The 24752-nt window shown below is 32.7% G+C and carries 26 protein-coding genes; 4 read left to right on the top strand and 22 right to left on the bottom strand.

The genetic code is table 11. The annotated features are described in order from the left end of the window. Positions 1-3 precede the first annotated feature (3 nt). Positions 4-612, top strand: a complete 609-nt coding sequence (locus tag NAT47_RS07285; protein ID WP_250581738.1) for a 3'-5' exonuclease — start codon at positions 4-6, stop codon at positions 610-612. 61 nt (positions 613-673) lie between these two features. On the opposite strand, the gene acs is transcribed toward NAT47_RS07285, so the two are convergent. The 8 genes from acs to NAT47_RS07245 form a co-directional block, all read right to left on the bottom strand. Then, positions 674-2581, bottom strand: coding sequence for an acetate--CoA ligase (gene acs / locus NAT47_RS07280; RefSeq protein WP_250581737.1), 1908 nt, complete (start codon positions 2579-2581; stop codon positions 674-676). A 122-nt stretch (positions 2582-2703) separates the two neighbouring features. Beyond that, positions 2704-4599 (bottom strand): acetate--CoA ligase, encoded by a 1896-nt coding sequence (locus NAT47_RS07275; protein WP_250581736.1) that lies wholly within the window; start codon positions 4597-4599, stop codon positions 2704-2706. A 229-nt stretch (positions 4600-4828) separates the two neighbouring features. Continuing rightward, entirely contained in the window at positions 4829-5191 is a 363-nt protein-coding gene (locus NAT47_RS07270) for a response regulator transcription factor (protein ID WP_250581735.1), read from the bottom strand. Between the two features lie 5 nt (positions 5192-5196). Further along, positions 5197-7890, bottom strand: a complete 2694-nt coding sequence (locus NAT47_RS07265) for an ATP-binding protein (RefSeq protein WP_250581734.1) — start codon at positions 7888-7890, stop codon at positions 5197-5199. 275 nt (positions 7891-8165) lie between these two features. Further along, positions 8166-8381, bottom strand: coding sequence for a DUF6814 family protein (locus NAT47_RS07260; RefSeq protein ID WP_250581733.1), 216 nt, complete (start codon positions 8379-8381; stop codon positions 8166-8168). A gap of 11 nt (positions 8382-8392) precedes the next feature. Further along, on the bottom strand, positions 8393-9934 hold the full coding sequence (locus NAT47_RS07255) for an MFS transporter (protein WP_250581732.1): 1542 nt from the start codon (positions 9932-9934) through the stop codon (positions 8393-8395). Between the two features lie 21 nt (positions 9935-9955). Further along, positions 9956-11332 carry a porin gene (locus NAT47_RS07250; RefSeq protein ID WP_250581731.1) on the bottom strand — a complete coding sequence of 459 codons (1377 nt, stop codon included), beginning with the start codon at positions 11330-11332 and terminating at the stop codon, positions 9956-9958. A 96-nt stretch (positions 11333-11428) separates the two neighbouring features. Continuing rightward, positions 11429-11848: an IS1/IS1595 family N-terminal zinc-binding domain-containing protein gene (locus NAT47_RS07245; RefSeq protein ID WP_250581730.1), complete on the bottom strand. Its 420-nt coding sequence runs from the start codon at positions 11846-11848 to the stop codon at positions 11429-11431. A 346-nt stretch (positions 11849-12194) separates the two neighbouring features. Here NAT47_RS07245 and NAT47_RS07240 point away from each other — a divergent pair, with 346 nt between their 5' ends. Together NAT47_RS07240 and NAT47_RS07235 are read left to right on the top strand one after the other, a co-directional pair. Beyond that, the gene (locus NAT47_RS07240) at positions 12195-12806 is read left to right on the top strand and encodes an HD domain-containing protein (RefSeq protein ID WP_250581729.1); all 612 of its coding nucleotides are present in this window, start codon (positions 12195-12197) and stop codon (positions 12804-12806) included. 211 nt (positions 12807-13017) lie between these two features. Continuing rightward, a complete protein-coding gene (locus tag NAT47_RS07235; protein ID WP_250581728.1) occupies positions 13018-13686 on the top strand; it encodes a hypothetical protein in 669 nt (222 codons plus the stop codon). A 143-nt stretch (positions 13687-13829) separates the two neighbouring features. Here NAT47_RS07235 and NAT47_RS07230 read toward each other — a convergent pair whose 3' ends face one another. From NAT47_RS07230 to NAT47_RS07205, 6 genes are all read right to left on the bottom strand, one after another. Next, complete coding sequence (locus tag NAT47_RS07230; protein WP_250581727.1) at positions 13830-14570, bottom strand: DsbA family oxidoreductase; 741 nt, start codon at positions 14568-14570, stop codon at positions 13830-13832. 497 nt (positions 14571-15067) lie between these two features. Then, the gene (locus tag NAT47_RS07225) at positions 15068-15802 is read right to left on the bottom strand and encodes a hypothetical protein (protein WP_250581726.1); all 735 of its coding nucleotides are present in this window, start codon (positions 15800-15802) and stop codon (positions 15068-15070) included. Positions 15803-16082: 280 nt separating this feature from the next. Continuing rightward, positions 16083-16508: a PIN domain-containing protein gene (locus NAT47_RS07220; RefSeq protein ID WP_250581725.1), complete on the bottom strand. Its 426-nt coding sequence runs from the start codon at positions 16506-16508 to the stop codon at positions 16083-16085. Between the two features lie 3 nt (positions 16509-16511). Further along, positions 16512-16760, bottom strand: coding sequence for a DUF6364 family protein (locus NAT47_RS07215; RefSeq protein ID WP_250581724.1), 249 nt, complete (start codon positions 16758-16760; stop codon positions 16512-16514). Between the two features lie 472 nt (positions 16761-17232). Further along, a complete protein-coding gene (locus tag NAT47_RS07210) occupies positions 17233-17589 on the bottom strand; it encodes a helix-turn-helix domain-containing protein (RefSeq protein WP_250581723.1) in 357 nt (118 codons plus the stop codon). 5 nt (positions 17590-17594) lie between these two features. After that, complete coding sequence (locus NAT47_RS07205; protein WP_250581722.1) at positions 17595-17888, bottom strand: type II toxin-antitoxin system HigB family toxin; 294 nt, start codon at positions 17886-17888, stop codon at positions 17595-17597. Positions 17889-18133: 245 nt separating this feature from the next. Between NAT47_RS07205 and NAT47_RS07200 the strand changes: the two genes are divergently transcribed. After that, entirely contained in the window at positions 18134-18391 is a 258-nt protein-coding gene (locus tag NAT47_RS07200) for a hypothetical protein (protein WP_250581721.1), read from the top strand. A gap of 137 nt (positions 18392-18528) precedes the next feature. Here NAT47_RS07200 and NAT47_RS07195 read toward each other — a convergent pair whose 3' ends face one another. The 8 genes from NAT47_RS07195 to NAT47_RS07160 all read right to left on the bottom strand — a co-directional run bounded on the left by NAT47_RS07195 (position 18529) and on the right by NAT47_RS07160 (position 24736). Then, positions 18529-19227, bottom strand: coding sequence for a serine protease (locus NAT47_RS07195; RefSeq protein ID WP_250581719.1), 699 nt, complete (start codon positions 19225-19227; stop codon positions 18529-18531). 202 nt (positions 19228-19429) lie between these two features. Continuing rightward, entirely contained in the window at positions 19430-20290 is an 861-nt protein-coding gene (locus NAT47_RS07190; RefSeq protein ID WP_250581717.1) for a serine protease, read from the bottom strand. Positions 20291-20312: 22 nt separating this feature from the next. Further along, a complete protein-coding gene (locus NAT47_RS07185) occupies positions 20313-21290 on the bottom strand; it encodes a hypothetical protein (RefSeq protein WP_250581715.1) in 978 nt (325 codons plus the stop codon). 176 nt (positions 21291-21466) lie between these two features. After that, entirely contained in the window at positions 21467-22027 is a 561-nt protein-coding gene (locus NAT47_RS07180; RefSeq protein WP_250581714.1) for a hypothetical protein, read from the bottom strand. A gap of 333 nt (positions 22028-22360) precedes the next feature. Continuing rightward, a complete protein-coding gene (locus NAT47_RS07175) occupies positions 22361-22672 on the bottom strand; it encodes a hypothetical protein (RefSeq protein ID WP_250581712.1) in 312 nt (103 codons plus the stop codon). 163 nt (positions 22673-22835) lie between these two features. Then, the gene (locus tag NAT47_RS07170; protein WP_250581710.1) at positions 22836-23564 is read right to left on the bottom strand and encodes an XAC2610-related protein; all 729 of its coding nucleotides are present in this window, start codon (positions 23562-23564) and stop codon (positions 22836-22838) included. A 3-nt stretch (positions 23565-23567) separates the two neighbouring features. Further along, the gene (locus NAT47_RS07165) at positions 23568-24020 is read right to left on the bottom strand and encodes a hypothetical protein (protein WP_250581709.1); all 453 of its coding nucleotides are present in this window, start codon (positions 24018-24020) and stop codon (positions 23568-23570) included. A gap of 209 nt (positions 24021-24229) precedes the next feature. Beyond that, positions 24230-24736: a DUF6933 domain-containing protein gene (locus NAT47_RS07160; RefSeq protein ID WP_023569861.1), complete on the bottom strand. Its 507-nt coding sequence runs from the start codon at positions 24734-24736 to the stop codon at positions 24230-24232. Positions 24737-24752: the final 16 nt, after the last annotated feature.

Below are 24752 nucleotides of genomic sequence, written 5' to 3'. Positions count from 1 at the left end.
AACATGGATTTAAATTGGTTCAAAAAAATAGTTAAAGATTATCCTAAATTTTGGGAAACCTATCTGAGTTACTTCGATGAAAATCAAAGTAAAGAGCAACGTTTTGTAGTTTTTGATTGTGAAACAACAGGTTTGGATTATAAAAAAGATCGAATTTTATCTATCGGAGCAGTAGCCATTCAGAACAACCAAATTATCGTTGGTGATTTTATGGAAATATTTTTACAACAAGATATTTTTAATCCAGAAACGGTTACGCTACATGGTATTTTAAAAGAAGGAAAAGAGGAAAAAATTGTGGAGGCTGAAGCAGTTATTCGTTTCTTAGATTTCATTAAAGATGCAACACTTGTTGGACATCATGTTGATTTTGATATTGAAATGATTAATCAAGCATTAGATCGTTTAAATGTAGGTACCCTTAAAAATCAAGTCATGGATACTGATGTTATGTATCAAAAATTAAAAAATCTATCAGAGGAAGAAAAAACTTCTTTGGATGATCTGTGTGAAATCTATAAGATAAAAAAGTCGGATCGTCATACCGCTAGTGGCGATGCTTTTATTACAGCTTTAGTTTTTTTAAAATTAAAAAAGAAATTAGCAATTTAAAATGGGTAAAAAAAACTGCTCCATTACTGAGCAGTTTTTAATAACCAATAAAACTAAAAAACTAGAGCTTACCTTCTTTAATTTCATCCACTATTTCAGGATTTAGTAAAGTAGAGATATCTCCAAAATTAGAGAAGTCTCCTTCAGCAATCTTTCTTAATATTCTTCTCATGATTTTACCTGAACGTGTTTTAGGTAAACCACTTACAAATTGTATTTTATCTAACTTAGCAATTGGACCAATTTGATCTGAAATTAACTGATTAATCTCTTTTGCTAAGTTGGTTCTATCACGACCTTCTCCTGTTTCTTTCAAAATAATGAAACCGTAAAGAGCATTCCCTTTTATATCATGAGGGAATCCTACAATTGCACTTTCTGCAACTGCTGGGTGTTCGTTGATAGCATCTTCAATAGGAGCTGTTCCTAAATTATGTCCAGAAACAATAATAACATCATCTACTCTACCCGTAATTCTATAATATCCTACTTCATCTCGTAAAGCACCATCACCCGTGAAATATTTTCCAGGGAAAGCAGTGAAATACGTTTCTTTATAACGTTGGTGATCGCCCCAAATAGTTCGAGCCATCGATGGCCAAGGGAATTTGATACACAGCGCACCTGTAACCTGATTTCCTTCAATCTCATTTCGCAATTCATCCATTAAAACAGGTTGAATTCCAGGCAGTGGCAACGAGGCATAAGTCGGTTTCGTTGGAGTTACAAAAGGAACTGGAGAAATCATAATACCACCCGTTTCTGTTTGCCACCAGGTATCAACAAGCGGACAACGCTTTCCACCTACATGGTCATTGTACCAGTGCCAAGCTTCCTCGTTGATTGGTTCACCAACCGAACCAATAACTTTTAAAGAATCCAATTGGAATCTTTGAACATAATCTAAACTTTCTTTTGCTAAAGCGCGAATTGCAGTTGGAGCCGTGTAGAATTGGTTTACGTTGTGTTTCTGGATTACTTCCCAAAAACGGCTAAAATCAGGATAAGAAGGAACTCCTTCAAAAATAACGGTGGTGGCTCCATTTAAAAGCGGACCATATAAAATATAGGAATGTCCTGTAATCCAACCAATATCAGCAGTACACCAATACACATCATTTTCTTCATAATTGAAGACATTTTTAAAGGTATATGCAGTATAAACCATGTATCCTGCAGTGGTATGCACCATTCCTTTTGGTTTCCCTGTAGAACCTGATGTATACAATATAAACAAAGGATCTTCTGCATCCATAATTTCGGCAACATTGTTACCAATAGCAGCATCCATTAAGGGTTGTAACCACAAATCTCTGCCTTCTTTCATGTTAACTTCAGTATTCGTTCTTTTAACTACCAATACCGTTTCTACACATGGACATTTTTCTAAGGCTTCGTCCACAATTCCTTTCAAATCAATAGCTTTATTTCCACGATAACTTCCATCTGATGTAATTACCATTTTACATTCACTATCATTAATACGAGCTGAAACAGCAGAAGATGAAAATCCTGCAAAAACTACAGAATGTATTGCTCCTATTCGTGCACAAGCTAAAACAGCTATAGCTAATTCTGGAATCATGGGTAAATAAATACAAACTCGATCTCCTTTTTTGATTCCTTGCTCACGCAAAACGTTGGCTAATTTTGATACTCGTACATATAATTCATTGTACGAAATATGTTGAGCAGCTTCACTCGGATCATTAGGCTCAAAAATAATAGCCGTTTTATCACCACGTTTGGCTAAATGTCTATCAATGCAATTTTTGGTAATGTTTACTTTAGCATTTAAGAACCATTTGAATTCTGCTTCTTGCATGTCATACTCAAATACTTTGTCCCATTTTTGATACCAAGTAAAATTTTCATCGGCTATACGATCCCAAAACTTTCTGGGCTCGCGTACCGATTTCTTATACATCTTGAAATAGTTTTCTAAATCATGTATTTTATAATAACTCATTTTTTTTAGTTTTTTTGGTTGATATTGTAAAAATAAAGAATCTATTTTTAGAATCTGATTTTTTATTGCTAAATAGATATAGTTATTTCGTTATTAAAAAGAAAATAACATTGACTTATAGTTTATTTAAAACATCCAATTTTTCCATGCTCAAGAACCTCTCTGATTTCATCAATAATAGCTTCATCATCTATCGTTGAAGGTACTTGAAATTGTTCTCCATCAGCAATACTTCGCATCATTTTTCGAAGAATTTTACCCGAGCGTGTTTTAGGCAAACGTTGTACTACCACAACATCACGCAATGAAGCTACGGCTCCGATTTGCTCTCTAACCAATTGTACCACTTCATATTGCAATTGAAAATGCTCAATATCTTCTCCTGATTTTGCTACTACTAATGCTAACGGAATTTGTCCTTTTAAATCATCATTGATTCCAATAACAGCACACTCAGCAACAGAATGATGAGAAGATACAATTTCTTCCATCTCTGCTGTTGAAAGGCGATGTCCAGCTACGTTAATTACATCATCTACTCTACCTGTTATATAAATGTAATCTTCCTCGTCTTTAAATCCACCATCGCCTGAGAAATAGTACCCTGGGAATTTGTTCAAATATCCCGCTTTAAAGCGATCGTTGTCTTTCCACAAGTCCATGAGTGTTCCCGGAGGCAATGGCAATTTAATTACTACGTAACCTTCTTCGTTCGGGCCTAACTCTTGCCCGTTTTCACCAAAGATTCGTATGTCATAACCTGTTACTGCTTTTCCTGCTGAACCAGGTTTAATTGGTAAATACTCCACTCCCATCATGTTAGCAATCATTGGCCAACCCGATTCTGTTTGCCACCAATGGTCGATAGCTGGAACTGGAATATGTTCGCGATACCATTCTAATGTAGCTACATCGCAGCGTTCTCCCGCTAAGAATTGAATTCGTAAACTGCTTAAATCGTATTGTTTGATGAACTCACCGTTTGGATCTTCTTTTTTAATTGCGCGAATGGCAGTTGGTGCCGTAAACATCACACTTACTTTGTGCTCTGCAATTACCCTCCAGAAAGTACTGGCATCTGGAGTTCTTACTGGTTTTCCTTCAAATAAAACGGTTGTGTTTCTATTAATTAATGGTCCGTAAACGATATAACTATGTCCTACAACCCATCCCACATCAGAAGCGGCCCAGAAAACTTCTCCTTCTTTAGCATCATAAATGTGTTGCATTGAATATTTAAGTGCAGTGACATAACCTCCTGTATCTCTTACGATTCCTTTTGGTTTTCCAGTAGTTCCCGAAGTGTATAAAATGTATAACGGATGTGTCGCATTCACTGGAACACAAGGTGTTTCTTCCGAACCATAAACTAAAGCATCATAATCGACATCATATTTTTTAAAGGGAACTCTAGCGCCTAATTTTCTATTGAAAACCACTACTTTTTCTGGTTTGTGATGGGCTAATTCGATAGCTTCATCTACTAAAGGTTTATAAGCAATTAATCTATCGATTTCAATACCAGATGAAGCCGTAATAATAGCTTTTGGTTCGCAATCATCAATACGGATAGCTAATTCATGAGGTGCAAATCCACCAAAAACAACCGAATGTGATACTCCAATTCGAGCGCAAGCTAACATAGCAAATGCTGCCTGTGGAATCATAGGCATATAAATAACTGCCGTATCGCCTTTTTCTAATCCTAAAGATAACAAACCTCCAGCTAATTTTGCCACTTCGGTTTTAACATCATTGAAAGTGTATTTTTTTACGGTTTGTGTTACTGGAGAATCGTAAATGATAGCCACTTGATCGCCATAGCCATCTTGAATGTGTTTATCAATCGCCAAATAACAAGCGTTTAAATTTCCATCTGCAAACCATAAAGGATACCCATTTTCATCGGTAGATAAAATTGTAGCAGGCTGATTATACCATTCTAATTTTTTTGCTTGTTCTGCCCAAAAATCTTCAGGAGAATTGATGCTTTTATTGTAAATATCGCAATAATTCATTTGTATTATTCAATTTGTGTTATTTATTTTGTTTAGTAAATGTAGAAAATAAAATAATGCCAAATGAATTAATATTGCTAAATAAATATAGTTGTTTAATGTTCAATCAACTTCTTACTATAGAGCACAAATAAAATTGAGTATTCAAAACAATTGAAGCTTTATAAAATTGTCTTTAAATTATACGAATTTTAAACAAGTATTTTGGCTTCTAAACTAAAGTTGAAATTTATCCCAACAACTCCTCCACTTTTTCCACCACTTTTTTAATCGAAAACGGCTTCGTCATGTAAGCATCAGCTCCAAGTGCTAATCCTTTTTCAATGTCGCTTTCTTTGTTTTTTGCGGATAAAAACATGACTTTGGTATGTTGTAAATTGTCGTCTTTTCTAATTTGTTCTAGTGTAGCAAAACCATCAACCATCGGCATCATGATATCTAAAATGATAATATCTGGGTAATTGGTTTTTAAAATATCTAAAGCTTCTTGTCCGTCGCGTGCTATAAAAACTTCGTAATTGCTTTTCTTGAAGGTATATTCAAGTGTCATTACGATATTAGGTTCGTCGTCTACAATTAATATTTTTTTCATGGTTTTTAATTTTCTAAATTATATGCGGGTAAAGTGAATACAAAATAAGCTCCTTTTACACAAGGTTCAACCCAAATTTTACCTTTATGATGTTCAATAATTTGTTTACAAATGGCCAATCCTAATCCACTACCAACAGGTTTCTTGAAATTCTGATTCGAAGCCTGGTAAAATTTGTCAAATATAACTTCAAAATCGTTAGGATCAATTCCTTTACCGTTATCTTGAACAGATGTTACAATAAAATCATCCTTCTTTTTCACCTGAATAATGATTAAACCATCCGTTTCAGGACAAAATTTAATAGCGTTAGATAACAAATTAGTTATGACTTGTATGATTCGATCTTCATCGTAATAAGCCATGATATCATCTTTACTTTCGATATAAACACTGATATTTTTATTTTTTATCAATTGGCGCAAAGGAACAATCGAATTTTCTATCGTATTAATTAAATTGTTGTAACTCGGATGAATGGTTTGTTTTCCTGTTTCGAATTTCTCTAAATCCAAAATTTTATCTATCAAACGATTCAAACGATCGGATTCCGAAATGATATTTTGTAAAAACTGTTTTCTTAACTCTTCTGGAATTTCGTCATCATCATGCAAAATCTCACTCGCAGCTCGAATAGCGGTAATTGGTGTTCGAAGTTCGTGCGTTACCGTATCTAAAAATTCATCTTTTTGAATATCTTTTCGCACCAAGGTTTCATTGGCTTTTTGCAATTCGGAAGTAATTTTTTGAAGTTGGTTCGAAGTTTCCGTTAATTTTTTATTGATGGTGATATTTTCCTTGGATTCTTCCAAAATTTTGAGAACTTCAGGCAGTGTAACTTTTTCCTCCTTCACTACACTCGAAATTAAAATTCGTGCCGAAGCCGTACCAATATGTCCTGTTAATAAATTTTCGGCGAATTTGACTAATCTCGCATCAGCTAATTCTTGATCTTTATCTACGTTGTATTTTACATTGAAGATATTCATGGCGCGTTTGGTTCGTTCTTCTCCTAAAAACCGAATCAACACTTTCTCAATATCACGAGTATAAGCGGTTCCTTTCCATACAAAAGCATTCTCGTGATTGGTACTATATTTATCAATATCCACATACATTTCTGCATAATTGCGCTCGCGATAGTTACCCTTAAAGCTTACAGAAACTCCAAAATAAGTTAAACTATTGAATAATAAACTCCAAAAGAAAGCATGTGGAACGGGCTCTAAATAATCCAATCCAAAAAGTTCAAAAGGTTTTAATAAATCCATTTGAAGAAAGCCCTCCGAAATAAACGAACTTTCATTATTTCTTAATCCTATAGCATAGGGTAACAACAAAGTGTAAATACAAATAACAAATCCTATTAAAATACCATAAATAGCTCCTAATCTAGACCCTCTTCTCCAAAATATAGCTCCAAAAAACGCGGGTGCTAATTGTGCTATCACAACAAACGAAATCAATCCAATGGAAACTAAACTATAATTTAAAGCAAAGAATCGATAAATAAAGTATGCTAAAATAATTAATGAAAAAATACCGATTTTACGAATGTTGACAATTTTTTTATTGTTGATGATTTGATCTTCAGTTTTTAATTTTCCGAGGAAAGTATACGGAATTAACAAGTTATTACTCAGCATAGTGGATAAACTAATACTAGATACTACAATCATAGAAATAGCAGCGGAAAATCCACCTAGAAATACCAAAACTGTTAAAGTTTGATTATTGAAAAACTGAGGTATTAATAACGAATACGTATCGGCATTTACATTCTGACCTTCAAATAAAACATTTCCACCCCAAGCTATTGGATATACAAAAATATTGAACAACAACAAATAAAGTGGAAACAACCAAATGGCGTTTTTAATATGACGCTCTCTATTATTTTCTACTACCGCCATCTGAAATTGTCGGGGCAATAAGAAAATAGCAAAAAGCGAAACCACACTCAAGAAAAACCAATTAATACCTTGCTCTAATCCCCCAATAGTATTTTTCTCTCTAAACTTTTCTAACAACGAAGCCTTCTCATAAATATCGTTATACCCATCAAATACAAAAAAAGTAACATAGACTCCAATGATGATAAAAAAGACCAATTTCAAAATACTTTCAATAGCAACAGCTGTAACTACCCCTTTTCGTTTTTCTGAAGCATCCACATAACGTGTTCCGTAATACGACGCAAAAAGAGCTAGTGCAATAGCAACATAAGTAGTTGTATCATCAAGCACATAAGAGCTAGTTTGGGTTTGGGTTACAATATGAAAAGTTTCTGAAATAGCTTTTAGTTGTAGCGCTATGTAAGGTAAAATTCCAGCTACGCACACCACAGTTACGATAGCTCCTAAAAAACGGCTATTTCCATAACGAAGCGATATAAAATCGGCAATACTTGAAATTTTATTTACTCTTGAAATGCGGATAATCTTTTTCAAAATAATAATCCAAGCCGGTATAATAATGATTGGGCCTATATAAATTGGCAAATAACCAAGTCCAGATTTAGCGGCTACCCCAATACTTCCATAGTACGTCCATGCCGTACAATACACTGCCAACGACAAAGAATAGATGTACGAATTGTTGGTCCATTTGATGTTTTCTTTTTTTTCAGCCCAGTATGCAATAAAAAAAAGAATACCTAAATAACCTAGTAAAATTAGTAAAAGAACAATACTATTCATAATAACGTTGTAATACAATCCAAGACATTAAAATCGAAAATAACCATACAGAAAAGATATAAATATTAATAACAGGTACCCCCATTACATTATCAGCACTGTCAAACAGGAGAAGAATCGGTAAATTGAGTACCAATAAGAGTAACATCGATAGTACTACAAGCTTTTGTTGGTGTCGTTTTTTCATGACAACTAATCTACAATTATTTTTTGGTGTAAAAAACCAAAAGCCCTTATATTCATAAGAGCTTCTGATTTTTTCAGATTATATAGTATTAATCTTCATATTCATCCGTTAAGGCATACCATCCAAAGATAGTTAAACCGGTAACAATCATTGGTAAAAGTATGAAGAATATAATGATTCCAAAAACCAAATCATCTTGCTTTCCTGAAGTTAACTTAGATCCAAAAATTCCAATTGAAAAATAAGCGATAGCAATGGCTAGTGCAATCCAAACGATTCCTAAATATTTTTTTAATGTATTCATAGCATATAGTATTAGTCGTGAAGTGTATTAATTTTTCTGTCAATGTAAATCATCCCGATGATAAAACAAACGGCAGCTATTCCAATTGGATACCAAAGTCCTTCTAAGTAGAACTCTACATCTCCCGCTTCTTTTGAAGTGGTAACGAAATAGGTTGAAATGGCTGGAAGCAATCCTCCGAATATACCATTTCCTACGTGATAAGGTAACGACATTGATGTATATCGAATCTTAACTGGGAACATTTCTACAAGGAAGGCTGCAATTGGACCATAAACCATCGTAACAAAAATTACCTGAATAAAAACCATTAACACTAAAAACCATTTGTCGCTATTGTTAATCATTTTAGAAATCTTAGTCTCTACTTTATCTTTTCCTTTATCATCAACCATTACTTTACCATTCTCAAAATGAATAGTTTTGGTTTCTTGAGCAGTAGTCCCATCAGTATAAACTTTAGAAGTAGTAAAAATTGAATCTGTTCTCGTTTCGTCAATTACTTTAGCCGTAGGAACCACTTTAGTTTGTGCTACAATTTCAGTTTTTAAGCTTAAATCGGTTGATTCATACATAGCTCTATAAATAGGACGATAAGCTAAGATGGCAATTAACATACCACTCATCATAATCACTTTTCTACCTACTTTATCACTCAACCATCCAAATACAACAAAGAAAGGAGTTCCTAATAACAATGCAATTCCTAATAACGTATCAACTTGAGAAGAATCAATATTCTGAACTGTTTTTAAGAAGTTCATCGCATAAAATTGTCCAGTGTACCATACCACTCCTTGTCCCATAGTAGCTCCAAACAAAGCTAAAAGAACAAATTTCAAATTAAATTTATTACCAAAACTCTCTTTTAATGGATTAGTAGAAGTTTTACCTTCTGATTTAGCCTTAGCGAAAGCTGGTGATTCGTGCATGTTTTTACGAATTAAGAAAGAAACGTAAACCATTACAATTGAAACCCAGAAAGGTACTCTCCATCCCCACTCATCAAATGCCTCTTCAGACATTAAACCTTTGGTAAGTAAGATAACCATTAAGGAAATAAACAAACCTACAGTTGCGGTAGTTTGAATCCAAGAAGTCCAATATCCTTTTTCGTTTTTAGGAGCATGTTCTGCAACATAAGTCGCAGCTCCACCATATTCTCCTCCAAGAGCCAAACCTTGTAACAAACGTAAAATCAATACGATTACAGGTGCTGCGTAACCAATTGTTTCAAAACTCGGAATACAACCTATAATAAAAGTAGCTCCTCCCATCAACATTAAGGTAGCCATAAACGTATATTTTCTACCAATAATGTCACCCAGTCTTCCAAAGAAAAGGGCTCCAAACGGACGTACTACGAAACCAGCAGCAAAAGTAGCTAGCGTAGATAAAAACGCAGCGGTTGGATTATCAGAAGGGAAAAATTTAGTTGATAATACTACAGCTAAACTTCCAAAAATGTAGAAGTCATACCATTCAATCATTGTTCCCATTGAAGAAGCCGAAATAACCTTCCAGATTCCTTTTGATGATTTTTTATCACTCATAATGTAATTGTATTAGTTTGTTTATAAATAGATTTGTAATTGTACGATGAATTCACCTTTGTATTTGTCAATTTTGTCAACAGCAGTATATACAGGACGGGTAGAATATTGTGTTGTAATTTTAGCATGATGACCATCTAAGAAAAAGTTTGCCCCTAAATCAAATTGACTACTCGCCTTATCTAAGGCTTCAAAGTTTTTGTAAGTGTATGCCCCAAAAGGTTGGATACGTACTTTTGGTTTTTCACTCTTGGTAGGTAATAAAACCCCAGCTTGTGTGTACCAAATATTTCCAGTTCCTATCATCGGTTGCATATTACCAGCTCCAGCCAAAGCATTAGAACCAGTAAATGAAGGGTCAGCAACACTTTCATTCATAATTCCTAAATTTCTTAGATAGTTAGGACCAAAATCATAATTATAGAAAACACTGTAAGCCGTGATAGCCATCTTTTTCTCTTTAGGACCAATAGGCATATCCAAGAAAACATCTCCAGCAAATAAATTAATATCATACGATTTGGTTACGTTATTTACTAAAGTTTGAGTTCCTTTAGGAGCATTATAAAAACCAGCTCCAATGTTGAACATTTTTTTAGTCCCTAAGTATGTCCCCACTTTGTAAGGCAACAAGTTAGCTTCTTTATCAAAGAATTGATATTCCACATAACCTGCTTTAGACCATTGGGTGCTGTTGTTGTTATCCACTGCTTTAGCCAAGCTAGCGTTGGTAACATTAGTTGGAGTTTGGCTCGTAGCAAAAGGTTTGTTAATGCTAAAACGATATTCAAATTTATTATACTTTCCTTTAGCAAAAACTCCAATTTGTCTTGCAAACTGATCCGAATTTTCGATCAACGGCCAGTTAAAAATAGGAGCATCAACCGTTAAATAGTTTAAAGTAGACGACATGGTCATACGTGATAATCCCATATAATAGTGCAGCCCCGCCCCTACCGATAAACTAAATGGTTTCGATTCTTTAGGAAGTACCACCGCATACTCGTTCCAAGCATCGTGAAAGAACAAACCTGGTTTTTTGCCAGCTCCGTAACCTCCTGTACCTGCCGAACTAGCAGCACCGCCATTAATAAAAGTTTGATTGTTAATTCCTATATGAGTTAAAATCATATAGCGTGGAGTAATTTGAGCATACGCCAATAAACGTAGCCTGCGCAAACCAGCATCTTCATAGCTAGAAACCGATTCATCTCCTATCATAGAACCCGGATTTAAACTCGTAGAACGAAGCCAAACCTGATTCCAAGCAATGAAGCGCATGTATTTGCTTCCTTCCGGATTGAGATTGAACTTTAACCCTCCTCCGTAGTCAGGAGAACCCTGAGCGGATACCAGTAGCGATAAAAGCAATCCTGAAATAGTTAGTAATTTTTTCATAATTAAAATTGGTTAGTTGTACATTTTTGCAGTACCAAATTCTAAAATTATGTTAACGAAAAAAATTACAATCTATATTTTTGTAAAAATGTATAGCTAGTCTTTAAAGCGTTCCCACTTAATTAACATAAACTTATCTCCTAACTCTGTTATAATCATACCAGCTCCCGATAATTGGTCTTTGTTTTGCAAGTAATCTACTAACTCATTATGTTTGAAAATCTTATAAGTAGGATGGTAATTTGGATGTGGTGGTTTCTTTATTTTAAACTCTTTTACCCAATTGCTAATAGAAACATGCGAAACTCCTATAATACGCTCAATTTCTCTGAAACTTAAGCCCTCTAAATACAACTGTAACGCCTTAGTTACATAATAATCATCAATCTTTTTTCCCAGCTTGTTTACGGTAAAGTAATAATTACATGATTTGCACAAATAGCGCTGTCTATCTTTAATAATTCCACTTTTAACAATAGTATCGCTTTGGCATTTGGGACAAGAGAAAATCTCCATATATATAATTTTTGCATAAATATACTAATTTTGCAAAAATCACAAAAAATAATATAATAAAAATTTTAATTATTTTTTTTATTTAATGTAATTATTGTCTTTTAAAATTAAGAAAAGTGTAAATTTTAGTAGAATTTATTTCATTTTTAATTTTGATAATTTTGTAAAAATTGCCTTTTTATGAGAAAAAAGTATATATTTTGATTTTTTAAACACAGGTTCTTATGTATTCATCTTCAAATCTTTTATATAAACTTGAAAAGTATCAATCGAAATAAAACAAGTTGCTGTTCTAGATTGTTTGCTACCCCCAAAAAACTATCGTACTTTTGAGAAAATACCAATCATGAATCTCCAAGAAACCTATACCCAATTACTATTAGAAATCGGCTTTACGTCTACAGAAATTCCTACGCTGTGGCTAGCTTTAGAAAAAAACTATACTCAAAAATCGAGATACTATCATAACCTTACCCACTTAGAAGAAATGGTGTTTAGTTTTTCTTTGTATAAGCAAGAGCTAGAGCATCCAAACGAAGTACTCTATAGCATTTTTTACCACGACTACATTTATAAGGTAACGAAAACCGACAATGAATTAAAAAGTGCTCAATATGCCATTTCACTATTAAAACCTGATTATAAAATCAATAAAGAATTGGTTTTTGATATGATTTTGGCTACCCAAAACCATCTTCACCACATAGAAGAAGATTGCAATTGGCTTATCGATTTTGATTTAAAAGTTTTATCTAAAAATGAGGAGCAATATAAAAGATACACCCAAGAAATTAGAGACGAGTACAAAATCTATCCCGATATCCTGTATAATCCTGCCCGAAAAAAGGCTTTGCATCACTTCTTAACCCAGCCTTCTATTTATCAAACCCAAGAGTTCCAATCGCTTTTCGAGGATAAAGCTCGAGAAAATATGGAAAATGAAATACAACAATTATAAGTAAGTAGTAACAATGTAAATATCCCGCCTTTATACTAATTAGAATAGCTTATCCTATAGTGCTATAAGAACAACTTGCAATATTTATTCTATTTAATAAACATTTATCCTATTGTAAAATATTTAAGCATTCTATTTTTGTCAAAATATCACTCAAATAATATTTAATATCAAAAAAAATTAGTAAAAAAAATATTTAATCAAAATTAAAATGAAAAAATTAAAGCAAAATCTTTTAAAAGCAACACTGTTAAGTATGTTCTGTTCAACGGCTCTACTAGCACAAGAATCAAATACTTTTCAAAATCCTCCTATCAATGTTGAAACCTTAGTTGGAAACAGAGGCGTTTCGTTCCAAATGATTATAGATAAACAAATCAAAAGCATTCCGCAATTAGGATTTTTTAGTGTTACCGATATCAATTCCGATTGGAGCGAACAAAACCTACAAGATCACATGACGCAAGCCAGCCTAACATATAAAGTTTTTAATGGATTAAAAGTGGCAGCAGGATTTCACAATACGCCTGTAACTGGAATACGTCCGTCAGCTAGTTTGATTTATACATTTAAAAATAACAACTGGCTTATTATTGCAGTGCCTAGAGTAGATTTATCCAAAGATGCTAATTTAGAAGGTTTAGCGCTAATCGAATACAAACCAAAAATTAATGATAAATGGAATTTATATACCCGTCTTCAAGGGGTGTATACGCATACAATGTCACTAGATTTACACGCTAGAAGTTATTTCAGAGCCCGATTGGGATTAAGTTATAAAGAATTTGCTTTTGGTGTTGGCTCTAATGTAGAATACTACGGTCCACTAAAACATAATGAAAATAATGTAGGCGGATTTGTTCAAATTTTATTGTTTTAGTTAGATTAAGTTAAAAAGCCGTTACAAAATTTTGTAACGGCTTTTGTTTTAAAATAAATTAAATTAACCTCTAACTTAAATACGCGAAAGCTTTCATAAGCTAGAAATTTACTATCAAGATAAATATTTTTCATCTCATCTTTTTATTCACACTCCCCGTCTAGTTTACAAACGTTTCCTTCTATAATTTCTAATTTTGTGACTAAATGTTCTTTACGCCATTCAGCAAAAGAAGTTTCCAGTGTTTGTAAAAAGGCTTCTGCTGGTTGGGCTCCCGATACCCCATACTTGCGATTAAACACAAAAAAAGGCACACCAGTAACCCCAATTTGTCGTGCTTCTTGTATGTCTTGATTTACCATATAAGCATACAAGTCGTCAGTAAAGGCGGCTTGTAATTCCGTTTCATCTAAACCTATTTCTGTTCCTAATTGTGTCAATATAGCTAAATCGGCTACGTTTTTACATTCTGTAAAAAAGGCACGGAATAATCGCTCCTCCATGGCATCACCTAAACCTTTTGTTTTAGCAAACTGTATAAGTCGATGAGCCTTAAATGAATTTACAATTACAGCATTATATAAATCATATTCTAAACCAACTTGTTTTGCATATTCAATTACATTATCCAACATTCCTTTTACTTGCTCTACACTCATCCCTTTTCGTTTTACTAGATAATCCAATTGACTTTCTGAAGCTACTTCACTAGCCGTAGGATCTAATTGATAACTTTTCCAGACAAGCTCAACGTGATTGCGATCTGCAAATTGGGCCAGCGCGGTTTCATATTGGCGTTTTCCTATATAACAAAAAGGACATAGGATATCACTCCAAACTTCAACTATCATTTTTGGGGATAAGATATTTTGTTTTGTTTTCATTTTACTGCTTCTAATAGGTTAATTTGTTTGCTTTATTCTTTTATTGCTAAACCCCAAATATAAATAGTAAATTTATGTTTTTACGAATTGTTTTTTGTAATTGTAAAGTAAAAACATGAAAACACTAACCTGCTTCTTATCTCTCGTCTTTACACCACTGTAGAAATTAACATATAATATCTTAAATTACTATGAAAGTAGTTTTTTATCCCTAAACCTAGAGAAGTTTTTTTAAAAAACACTAGTTGTGCAACAGGTACCGCAGTTGTGAGTAGTTTATTTTTAACATACTTGGGTTAAAACATCCTAAAATCTGATGAATCGCACCTTTTAAATATACCTTTCTTACATTTTATATTAGGATTAATGATATATCATTAAGAGATTTTTTTTCATCATTCATAGCAACCAACATATTGATGACTATAGTTTTCAAAAAAATAATCCCCTTGGTTCAAACTTCCTATAAAAAAAGCCACTAAGAAGTGGCTTTATATTTATAATTTAACATCAGATTTCTTTACTATCTTAGCTATTCGTTTTCTCAAATCGCCCATTAATTCTTGTAAAGCACTTTCACACATAGGAAGAATTTTCTCTGGTTTTACCACAGGAACTCCACCTACCATTACACCGGTTTTCTTTGAACGCTCGTTTTCATAAAAAGCAAAAACTTTCTCTCCTGTTTTGTTGTATAAAGCCACTCGAGTTGTAGCTCTCATTTTAATGGTCATGGTACTCCCTATTCCAAATCCTTTTTCAAAAGCAAAATTAACATATACAAACATCACTCCATCTGCTTTATCAGCAAACATTTTAGCCATAGCTACTTCATTCGCTTGTCCCATGAAACCTTCATAAATATATTTATAATTTCCGTGCATTAAATAATTGGCAGCATCATAATTTTTTACATCAAACTTAGGAGTAAAATTTTGATAATCAGCATTGTTTAAAACCTCTGATTCAGGTAGTAATTCAAAAGGAAATTCTTTAGAGTAATCATTAAAAAAATTGTCATGATATGTATTTAAAATCGGAGTCAAATTAAAATTCGGGTCATCACGAAGTTGTAGAATATCTTGTAATAAAAAATCAAATCCTGCACCTAATTCATTAAACTCAACCATTTTGTTGGCATAAAAAGTAACAACCGCTACTTTTTTCTTTTGAGCAACTGCAAAACTGCTAGCAAATAATGCAATCAAACAAAAGGTAGTAATTTTTTTCATGTTTTAAATTTAAAAGTTAAGAAACAAATGTATCATAAAAAATTACAAATCAAATACGTATAAACACTTATTTGAAAATAAATGACTCATTGTTATAAGTTTGTATGATTTTAATACAATTATTATAAATAAAAGTAATGATATTTCGGAATAACTCCCTGAGCCTTGCCGAAGGACTCGGTGGTGTACTCAAAGTTTATTTTGTTTTTTTACAGGACTTCGTGAATGTAAACATTTGAGAGGCTCTCCCTGCTAGTTTCTGGCAGGGCAGTCTACACGATTATAGGCTGGCAATTCTCATTTTTAGATAATTGTCCGGTGTCATAACTCCTAAAGAACTGTTTTTATAATCTTTTGTATTTCGTGTAATTATAATATCAATTTCTTTGTTTAGTTCCGCTGAGTAGTTTTGTAAAGCATCTTCAAAATCTTTGAACTCTGAATTTAATGCTTGCAATATTGAGTCTTTATTAATTACAAGAATATCTGTAATTGAAACTAACATTTTTAACTTTTCAATTACTTTTTCGTGTTTCGCAGTTTGTCTTAGTAAATAATAGACATTGCTAATAATTACAGGAGTGACAAATCCTTTAATTTCTTTTGATTCACAAAGAGATAGAATTTTTGCTGCGTTTTCCGAAAATGGTTCTCGATCAAAAAAGAAATCAAGAATAACATCAGTATCGATTAGAATTTTCGCCATAGATTATAAATATTTTTCAGCTAATCTATTTACTAAATCCTTCTTATAATCGATATTTTTTGGAGCATTGAACGAACCTTTTAACGATTTTACGATAGGAGTTAATTCAATATCATCTTGAGCATTATCTTTTGTTAATGCTTTCAAATAATTTTCAATTAAATCAGATAAACTGCTTTCTTTTTCTTTAGCATATTTTTTAGCCCTTTCAATTACAGATTGTTCGATTGTTAATGTTAGCTTAGTATTCATGATACACGACCTTTTTAAGTTAAACTTATACGTGCAAAGTTAAGAAGTTTTCTCGATACGTGCAATTTTTGTTTTTAAAGCACGTGTTGTTTTTTTTGCTTGCCAATAACATCAGATTGTAAAAAAACTGCACACCCAAGCGACAGCGAACTGACGAAGTAATCCTAACAACAAATATAGCTAAATAGTGGTAAGAAAAATAGAATAGCTGTATTTTATGTATGCAACACATTAAATGAATTTCCCTAAAACAAGGGAAATGCTTTGCTTTTGTAAAATCAATGGTTACAGACTTCAAAAACTCCAATGTAAGCTATTCAAATTTTATGATTTTGAACTACATCTAAAAAATAAACCGCTCTTAAATTACTTTAAAAGAGGTTGAGTTTTATGTTTTTTGTCCCGAAACTTCGGGATCTTTTTAAAAAATGGGAGTTGTGCAACAGTTACGGCTGTTAGCTGCCGTACTTTATTAGTAAGCTTGAATTAAAACATCTGTTGGTATGTGAAGCCTTTCATGAAGTTGACGTATCATTTCCAAAGAAAGTTTTCTTTTTCGATTCAAGATTTCACTAGCTCTACTTTTCAAGCCAACAATTTTTGCCAAGTCGTTTTGGTTATAACCCATTTGCTCCATTCTAAACTTTATCGCTTCGATTGGATCAGGTAATCCAATTGGAAAATGCTCATTTTCATATTGGTCAATAAGAATTCCAAGAACTTCAAGTTCATCACTTTCTGGTGTTCCGGGCTTGGCGTCAAAGATAGTTTCTAATCTTTCCAAAGCTTGATTATAATCTTTCTCGTTTTTTATAGGTTTAATTTCCATAGCTTTTAAATTTCGTTAGCGTTAATTTTGTCATACTCTGCATGCGTTCCAATAAATCGAATCCAAATCATTTGATAATCATAATTTAGCTTAACAATTAATCTATAATTATTTTCTTTAATATTGAAAACTACTCTATTATTATTTAAAATACTAGCACTTGGGTAATCTAGCTTTATTTCGTTTGGATTTTTCCATTCCGCTTTACTTGCTTCGTGAAACCACGATTTTAATTGTTGCTCACAATCAGCATGTATTTCCCAAAAATCCCTCAGTATTTTTTTAGCTATTACTCTCAAATGTCTTAATTTTTGACAAAGATAAAAAAGTTCCCAAAACGGGAAAATTATTTCGTGTTTTTTCTCGTCGCGTTGAGTTAGTAGGGCTGCTAACATCAGATTGTAAAAAAACTGCACACCCGAGCGACAGCGAACTGACGAAGTAATCCTAACAACAAATATAGCTAAATAGTTGTAAGAAAAGTAGATAAGTTGTATTTTGAATTAGGCAATATGTCCAAGGAATTTTCTTTCATCAGTTCCAAATGAGTAGTTTAGAAGATAAGATTAGTTTGGGTAATCTTTTTAGATTTATAGGGGTGTTTGTGAGTTTTATTGAAAATGAAAGACCTATTTTAGGCACTACCATTACTTTACAACGCTTGAAGAAAAGAGGATATGTTTCCTTAACCGAATTACATTTACAACTTAACCCATCTCTTGGAGCCTGTCCCGTATTTTCGGGAAACCGCCGAGTAAAGCCTGTCCCGTATTTTCGGGATGACCCGCTTGGTTTATCCTGAGCCTTGCCGAAGGACTCGGTGGTGTACTCAAAGTTTAGTTTGTTTTTATAGGATTTCGTGAATGTAAACATTTGAGAGGCGCACTCCGTCAGTTTCTGGCGGAGCCGTCTACTCGATTATGCGGTCGTTTTTTGTTTTTATAACCAACCATTCAAATATTTACAAGGTGTTATTGCAGCAAGTTTTCCGCCTGTCGGGTCAGAAATTGTTCCGTGAACTAAACCATGTAATATTGTTTTTTCTTTAGTCTGAGTCATCATTCCAGAAATCATATATCCTAAGTCAAACATAGGTCCACCACTATATCCACCTATGCTAGGTAACTCTAAGATTATAAAATCGCATTGAACTTGATTGTCAAATCGAGGCAACGTTATTGATGGGGCTGCAGCATAAGTCCTATAGGATAAAGGAGAAAATTTTGCACCGACTGCTCCAAGTCCTAAGGGAAATCCAATAGTTGTTAGTTCAACGTCTTTTGAAACTGGGTTTGTACTTGTGTCGATTTGATTGTATGGAAAACAACGTCCTTGAAGAAAGGAGGAGTTAGCTGCCGTAATAACAATTTTTGCTTTTGCTAAATCTGCTTGTCCATGATAAGTAAATGTCGCCCCACCTAAAAGTACATTTAGCATAACCTTTGTCGGTACTCCATTTTGGTCGGAAAGTACAGCGTAGGTCTGGGGATTGATATTTTTTACGACATGTTCAGCCGTTAGTAAATATGGTTCGTTATTTTTCTCGATAAAAATAGCCGTTCCAACTTCTTCTCCTTGAGCATTAGGAATTCTAATGTTACAAATTACATTACCAAGGGCGTCTCTTTGAAAAATCATATAATGTCGTTTAAGGTGTCTGTTTTAAAATGCCGCATAACGTTTCGCAGCTTGCCGAAGGCGGGGCTTTCGGAGCACCAACCTGTCAAGCTACCACTAATGTTTATTCGGAGCCGAAAAGTTTCTGCCACCACGTCCGCCCCGCTTTTGGCAAGGTGCTGTTAGCGGTTCGGGCTTTTGTTCATTATACTTAAGTTCTCTATCATTTCAAATTTACTTTTACTGTCGTTGATTTAGGAACATCTAAATTAAAATGTTGTCGTAAAAACTCTGTCACTAAATCAATTCGTGTTGCAATTATTGCTTGGTTACCTGATGTGTTAACTCGTTCAATTACAAGCCCCACAAGTTGCTTGTTATCTATCATATTTGGCGTTGCAAAGTCTTTTAAATACCATAATCCACTTCCGCTAATTCCGTTCATTTTTGGGGCACTATGCACACTTTTATTGCTCTCGGAAGTTACCTTGCCATCAAACTTTACAGCTATGTGTGAAAATTTATTAAACCCAAATTTCTCAAATTCAAACTTTGGTTCAGGTTCGGTTTGGTAGGGATATGGAATTGCAGAAATTTCATCTTGTTTCCAAACTTTTTTAGTTTTTGTAGCAGGATAACCAACGGAAAGATAATATGGTAATTCATCTACTTTATGCCCTATTTCAATATTATCAAGTGTAATAAATTTGAAAGATGAAAGAATGTCAGAAACAACACTATCTTCTAATTCCATTATTGCAATATCAATTTTGTCGTCTTCCCTTTTACCACTTAGAGGTAATGGCGTAAAATGTAATTTGCCACCAAGTGTTAATTCTTTATCTGGTAGAATTATAAAAATGCTATTGTAATCTTCTGCAATGACGTGAGCAGCAGTAAGCATAAAAAATCTGTCCGCAATTGAGATTAAGAGTCCACTACCTGTCGGAGCTGGTTCGCCCTTAGCATTGTCATAAAAAAATTGGATTGTAGAATCCAAAATTGAATTTGTTGTAGCACGAATTAATTCATTTTTATATTTCTGAAATCTTTCTAAAAAATTGTTTGACGAAGTATTACTCATTCTATTTTCTTTTATTTGCTTATCAAGAAGCGATATTATTTTTTTTCTTCTTTGATATTATCTCGTCCACTATGCAAGAGTTGTATTTCGAGACGTAGTTAGCAGTAATTCGATTAAAAATTCCTAATATTTCTGAAACATCCGTAGGGAAACTTATCCCTTGATGGTGAATAATAAAAAGAACACCATTGACATAATCATCAGAGCAAACTTCAAGTATCTCAGAGCAAATGATTGAATATTTTTTGTCATTATATGAAAAATCGTGAGTGTTAAATGTAAGATTATTGAGAGTTCTTTTTATTGCTGTCTGAATTTCATAAGCAGCTCCGCTGATTCGTTCTTCATCAACAAGGTTCTTTGGCAATATTTCAAGTAGTTCCAACTCGTCTCTAAGGATTAAAAGTCCTTTGTCTGAAATTGGGTCATAATCTGAAATGTAAACTCCCCATTCGACTTCATTTATTTCTACTTCTTCGTAGTTGCTCGGAAACTTTTGGTATGCATCTAAGTGAATACCTATTGTAAATTTTTTCTCTGTGGATGTATCTAGAATTACGTCCGTATATGATACAATAGGTTGCAAAAGTTCTGTAAGTCTAACTTCTAATTCTTTGTCGCATAAATGCTCATTATCGGCTACCGTGTCAATGGAGCAAGTTTGCTTATTTAATCCTTGTATTGCAGAATTGATATACTCGTTTATCGCCTTTTGTCGCTCGAATAACTTGTTTTTTTCTTCCAATTGTCTTTTTGAAATTAATTCATCAACAATTGAACTTGGGAATTTAAACTGGTAAGCGGCTTTGATAACAATCAAAAAAATGTAAAATACACTACAAGCTAGTAGTATTCCAGTCCAGTGGTCGAACGTGTCATTAATTTTATTTGAAGCAATACCAATTACTATTACAAGAATAGCTTCAATTATTATTGTCCCAAGTAATGCAGCTTGTATTACTTTAATCCATTCTCTTAGTTTATCTAATAGTTTGTCCATTTATTTTTGTTTGATGTCGTCTTTTAGCCTGACCGCTAACGGCTCTCGTATATATTTCAGTAGCGGAATAAAAGTAACTAAACTTTCCCTTTATAACAAGCTTTTAGAAAAACAAAGCGGCTTTTATTTTTACACAAAAGCCGCTATTGAATATATACAGTGTTAGCAGAAGATTATTAGTTTGAACAAATAGAAACACCTCCTAGCGCACCACCATGATGAACCTTTAAATTAACAGTATCACCACTACTTATGTCACTTAAAGCAGAAGCTAAAGCTTCTTTTACACAACTTTCACTCCAACAAACATTGACTAAAGTTTGACCGTTTGGACATTTCCAACCTATATCTTCATAAGGACCTCCTTTTGCTGCAATATTAGAATTTGAAGGGATAAAATTCCAATTATTAATAACATAGAAATCTTTGTTTATGGTAATCGAATACTCTATAAAACTAGTCTCTTTATCATTATTTATTCTAAATTCAATCTCACTATTCAAATTTTGAATATCCGATATTAATATCGATTCTATTTCTTTATTTTTAATGTTCTCTGGAAAATTTTTCTTAATTGGCTCAATTTTATTGAAATCAATTTCTAATTTTAGATTTGAAAAGTCAATTTTAGAAAATTCAACATTTTCTTTAATTGAATTATTTTCGTCATTCTCACATGAGCAAAAAGTACATAATAGACTTACTGTTACAATAGATAGTTTTAAAAAGTTTTTCATTGTAAAAATAATTAAATTAGCTTACTTACAGAAATTTAATGTCGCTGTTTCAGCATTTCCGACTTTTCACAGAAAAAATAGCAATAAAAAAATAATCATTCATATTTCTTAACGTGAATTCTATTGTATCCGTTAATGATTTGTCAAATTTAAGTTTTAGTTTGTCGAAATTTTCTGCTAACGTTCGTTCTGCGGCTTGCTCTCAGTGGCGTTGAACCAACACCAAGCCATTACAAATATAACAAAACATTCCATTCAGCAGCGGATTTTCCGTAGGAAAATCCGGAAGTAGCCATTGAAGCAAACCGCTGTTGTGCAACGTTTAAATATCCATTACTTTTTGAGTTCCAAATGTTGATATTTACCATTTACAAAAACTAAAAATTTTGACATATTTAATACGTCATTATCTCCGCTTATTTCAGTTATCTGATAGAGTTTTTGATTTGGTCCAGCTTGGTTTTCAATTTCAATTGGCTTATCCCATGCAATTTCCACAAAGCTAGGCTGAGTTTTTTTTACAGTTTCTAAGTCAGTCCCAATTTTAATATTTTCCGCCCAAACTATAGTATCATTATAATAATTTTTACATGCATTTAACATTACAAAAAATAAAAAGGTAATAAAAAGAAATCGGGAATTCATAGTTTTGTCTTTTATAAATGTTGCACAACGTTCCGGCGCTTGGCGAGGTTGCGAGCTTCGGAACTGATGATTTTCTGTTAAAGATAATATTTCTTGCGAAACGTAAACGTGAACTTACTACAAAATTCGCAATTGCGCCAAACGTGTGTTGTGTGCTGTTTTTTTATTCTTTTAGTGTGTCAGTTCTTTGTTTTACAACTCTTTCATTTATTATTTTTTGATAATTTTTAATTTTCATCGCAGTTGTGTCATTAGGGTAATAATCCCTTTCTGTTATTTCTTCTCTAAATTTTATTTTCCCTTTTTTGTCGAAATGGTATTTTTTATAATATACGTTATCCATATCCCAATCGTGTGTTGTCAAAATTCTATTTACATTATCTATTTCGTCAATAAATGCGGCAGATAATTCAGAATGTTCAAAAGTTTTGGTTTCATTATTGAAAAGCATAATAACAGTTGCACTTGTCATTGGCATACTGCCATATTCATAAAGAGTAAAATCCTTAAAATCGTCAAAATTATAATCTTCAAAATGACGTTTGTTTATGCTATCAAAATAGGTTGCAGATTTGTAATCATAGTTATCTTCATATTTTGGCTGATACTCATATTCTAAAAGTAGTTTTTTTGTTTTATAATCGTACAATTTCATTGTAATTTCAAGTCCATCATTATTGTCAACAACAAAAAAATGTTCCCAATAACACAAAAGTTTGTTTAACAAAAATGGATTACTTTTTTTAGTAAGAGTATCGGCTTTGTGTTCGGGTAGAGCTTCGGTAGCAACAGTATCAGCAACAACGACTTTATCTACAGTCAAATTATTTTGTATTGCATTTTTGCAACTTGCTACAAGTAGAATAATAAATATGTAAGTGAGTTTTTTCAAAGTTTAGTTTCCGTAATTTTCGTTACTGCATTTTTTTACTTTTCGTTTGGCTATTTTCTCAAATTTACCAATTTTCCTATTCGCACGCCAAGCTTTTTTAATTTTAGTGTAAAATTCGGCATTGTTATCTGTTTCTTTTACAAGAGCAATAATTTCTGCATCAGCACCTTTAATTGTATGGCAATATTCAGTTAGTTTGTTTCCTTGTAATTCTTTTTTATCAATTTCTAAAATATCAATTATGATTTTTTTTGTGTTTTCAATTTTGAAAAATAATAATAAAGTTTTAGTATCAGAATAAGAAAAAGCTATGCCAAAATCAGTATCAAAATTTTCCTTTTGTAATAAAAATCCACTTTCACTTTTTATTTCTTTTCCAATCCAATACTTTCTGTTATTCTGTTGCGAATAACTAGAAGAAAAAATAATCATAAATAAGTAAATTATATTTTTCATAAAATCATTGCTAAAGGTTAAATTTTAAGAGGTTTGCCATAAAATAGCACACAACGTCCCGCCGGCTTTATGTCAGTGGCGGATTTTTTATTACTGACGTTTACAAATATACCGAAAAGAGTGAAAGAAAAACGTGAATTTTAATACAAAAAGTGCGAGCAAAAACTTCCCCAAAAAATCCCAAGCCCCGCCATTGCATAAAACCGCTGTTAGCCGTAGTTTTTTATTTTTTGAATCATCATATCATTTGGTGTGTGAAACTTTAAAACTTTGCTTGGCATTGTGTTTAAATATTTTACAACATATTTTTTTGCTTTATCTAAGTCTCCAGAATAATCATAAGAAGCTTTAATATGTGAAATGAAATCATTTAAAGATCCCATTGTTTTTCTATCATTGTCCGTTGTATAGATATTCATGATTTTATTGTTTTCCCTGATGAAATTTTCATATTTCGGAGTAAGCATTTTATTAATCTCAAGTTGTTTAATTAAAAATTCTGTAAAAATAACTTGTAGATTTAGTAAGTCCTTTTTTAGGATATCAATTAATACAACACTATATAAAGTTTCTTTGTTTACAAAAATCACACATTTTCTTCCTGCAACTGGAAATAAATGAGCACTCCAATCATTTTCTGCATCAGAATTTCTCAATGTAAATTTTTCAGGTTTTATAATGTTTGAAAGTTTTGTTGAACAGTAAATATTTATCATGTTTTTTTTCTACAAA

This window comes from Flavobacterium fragile (assembly GCF_023634865.1).
Taxonomy (GTDB): domain Bacteria; phylum Bacteroidota; class Bacteroidia; order Flavobacteriales; family Flavobacteriaceae; genus Flavobacterium; species Flavobacterium fragile.
The sequence above is the reverse complement of the archived record's forward strand: the minus strand, read 5'-3'. Positions and strand labels throughout refer to the sequence as shown.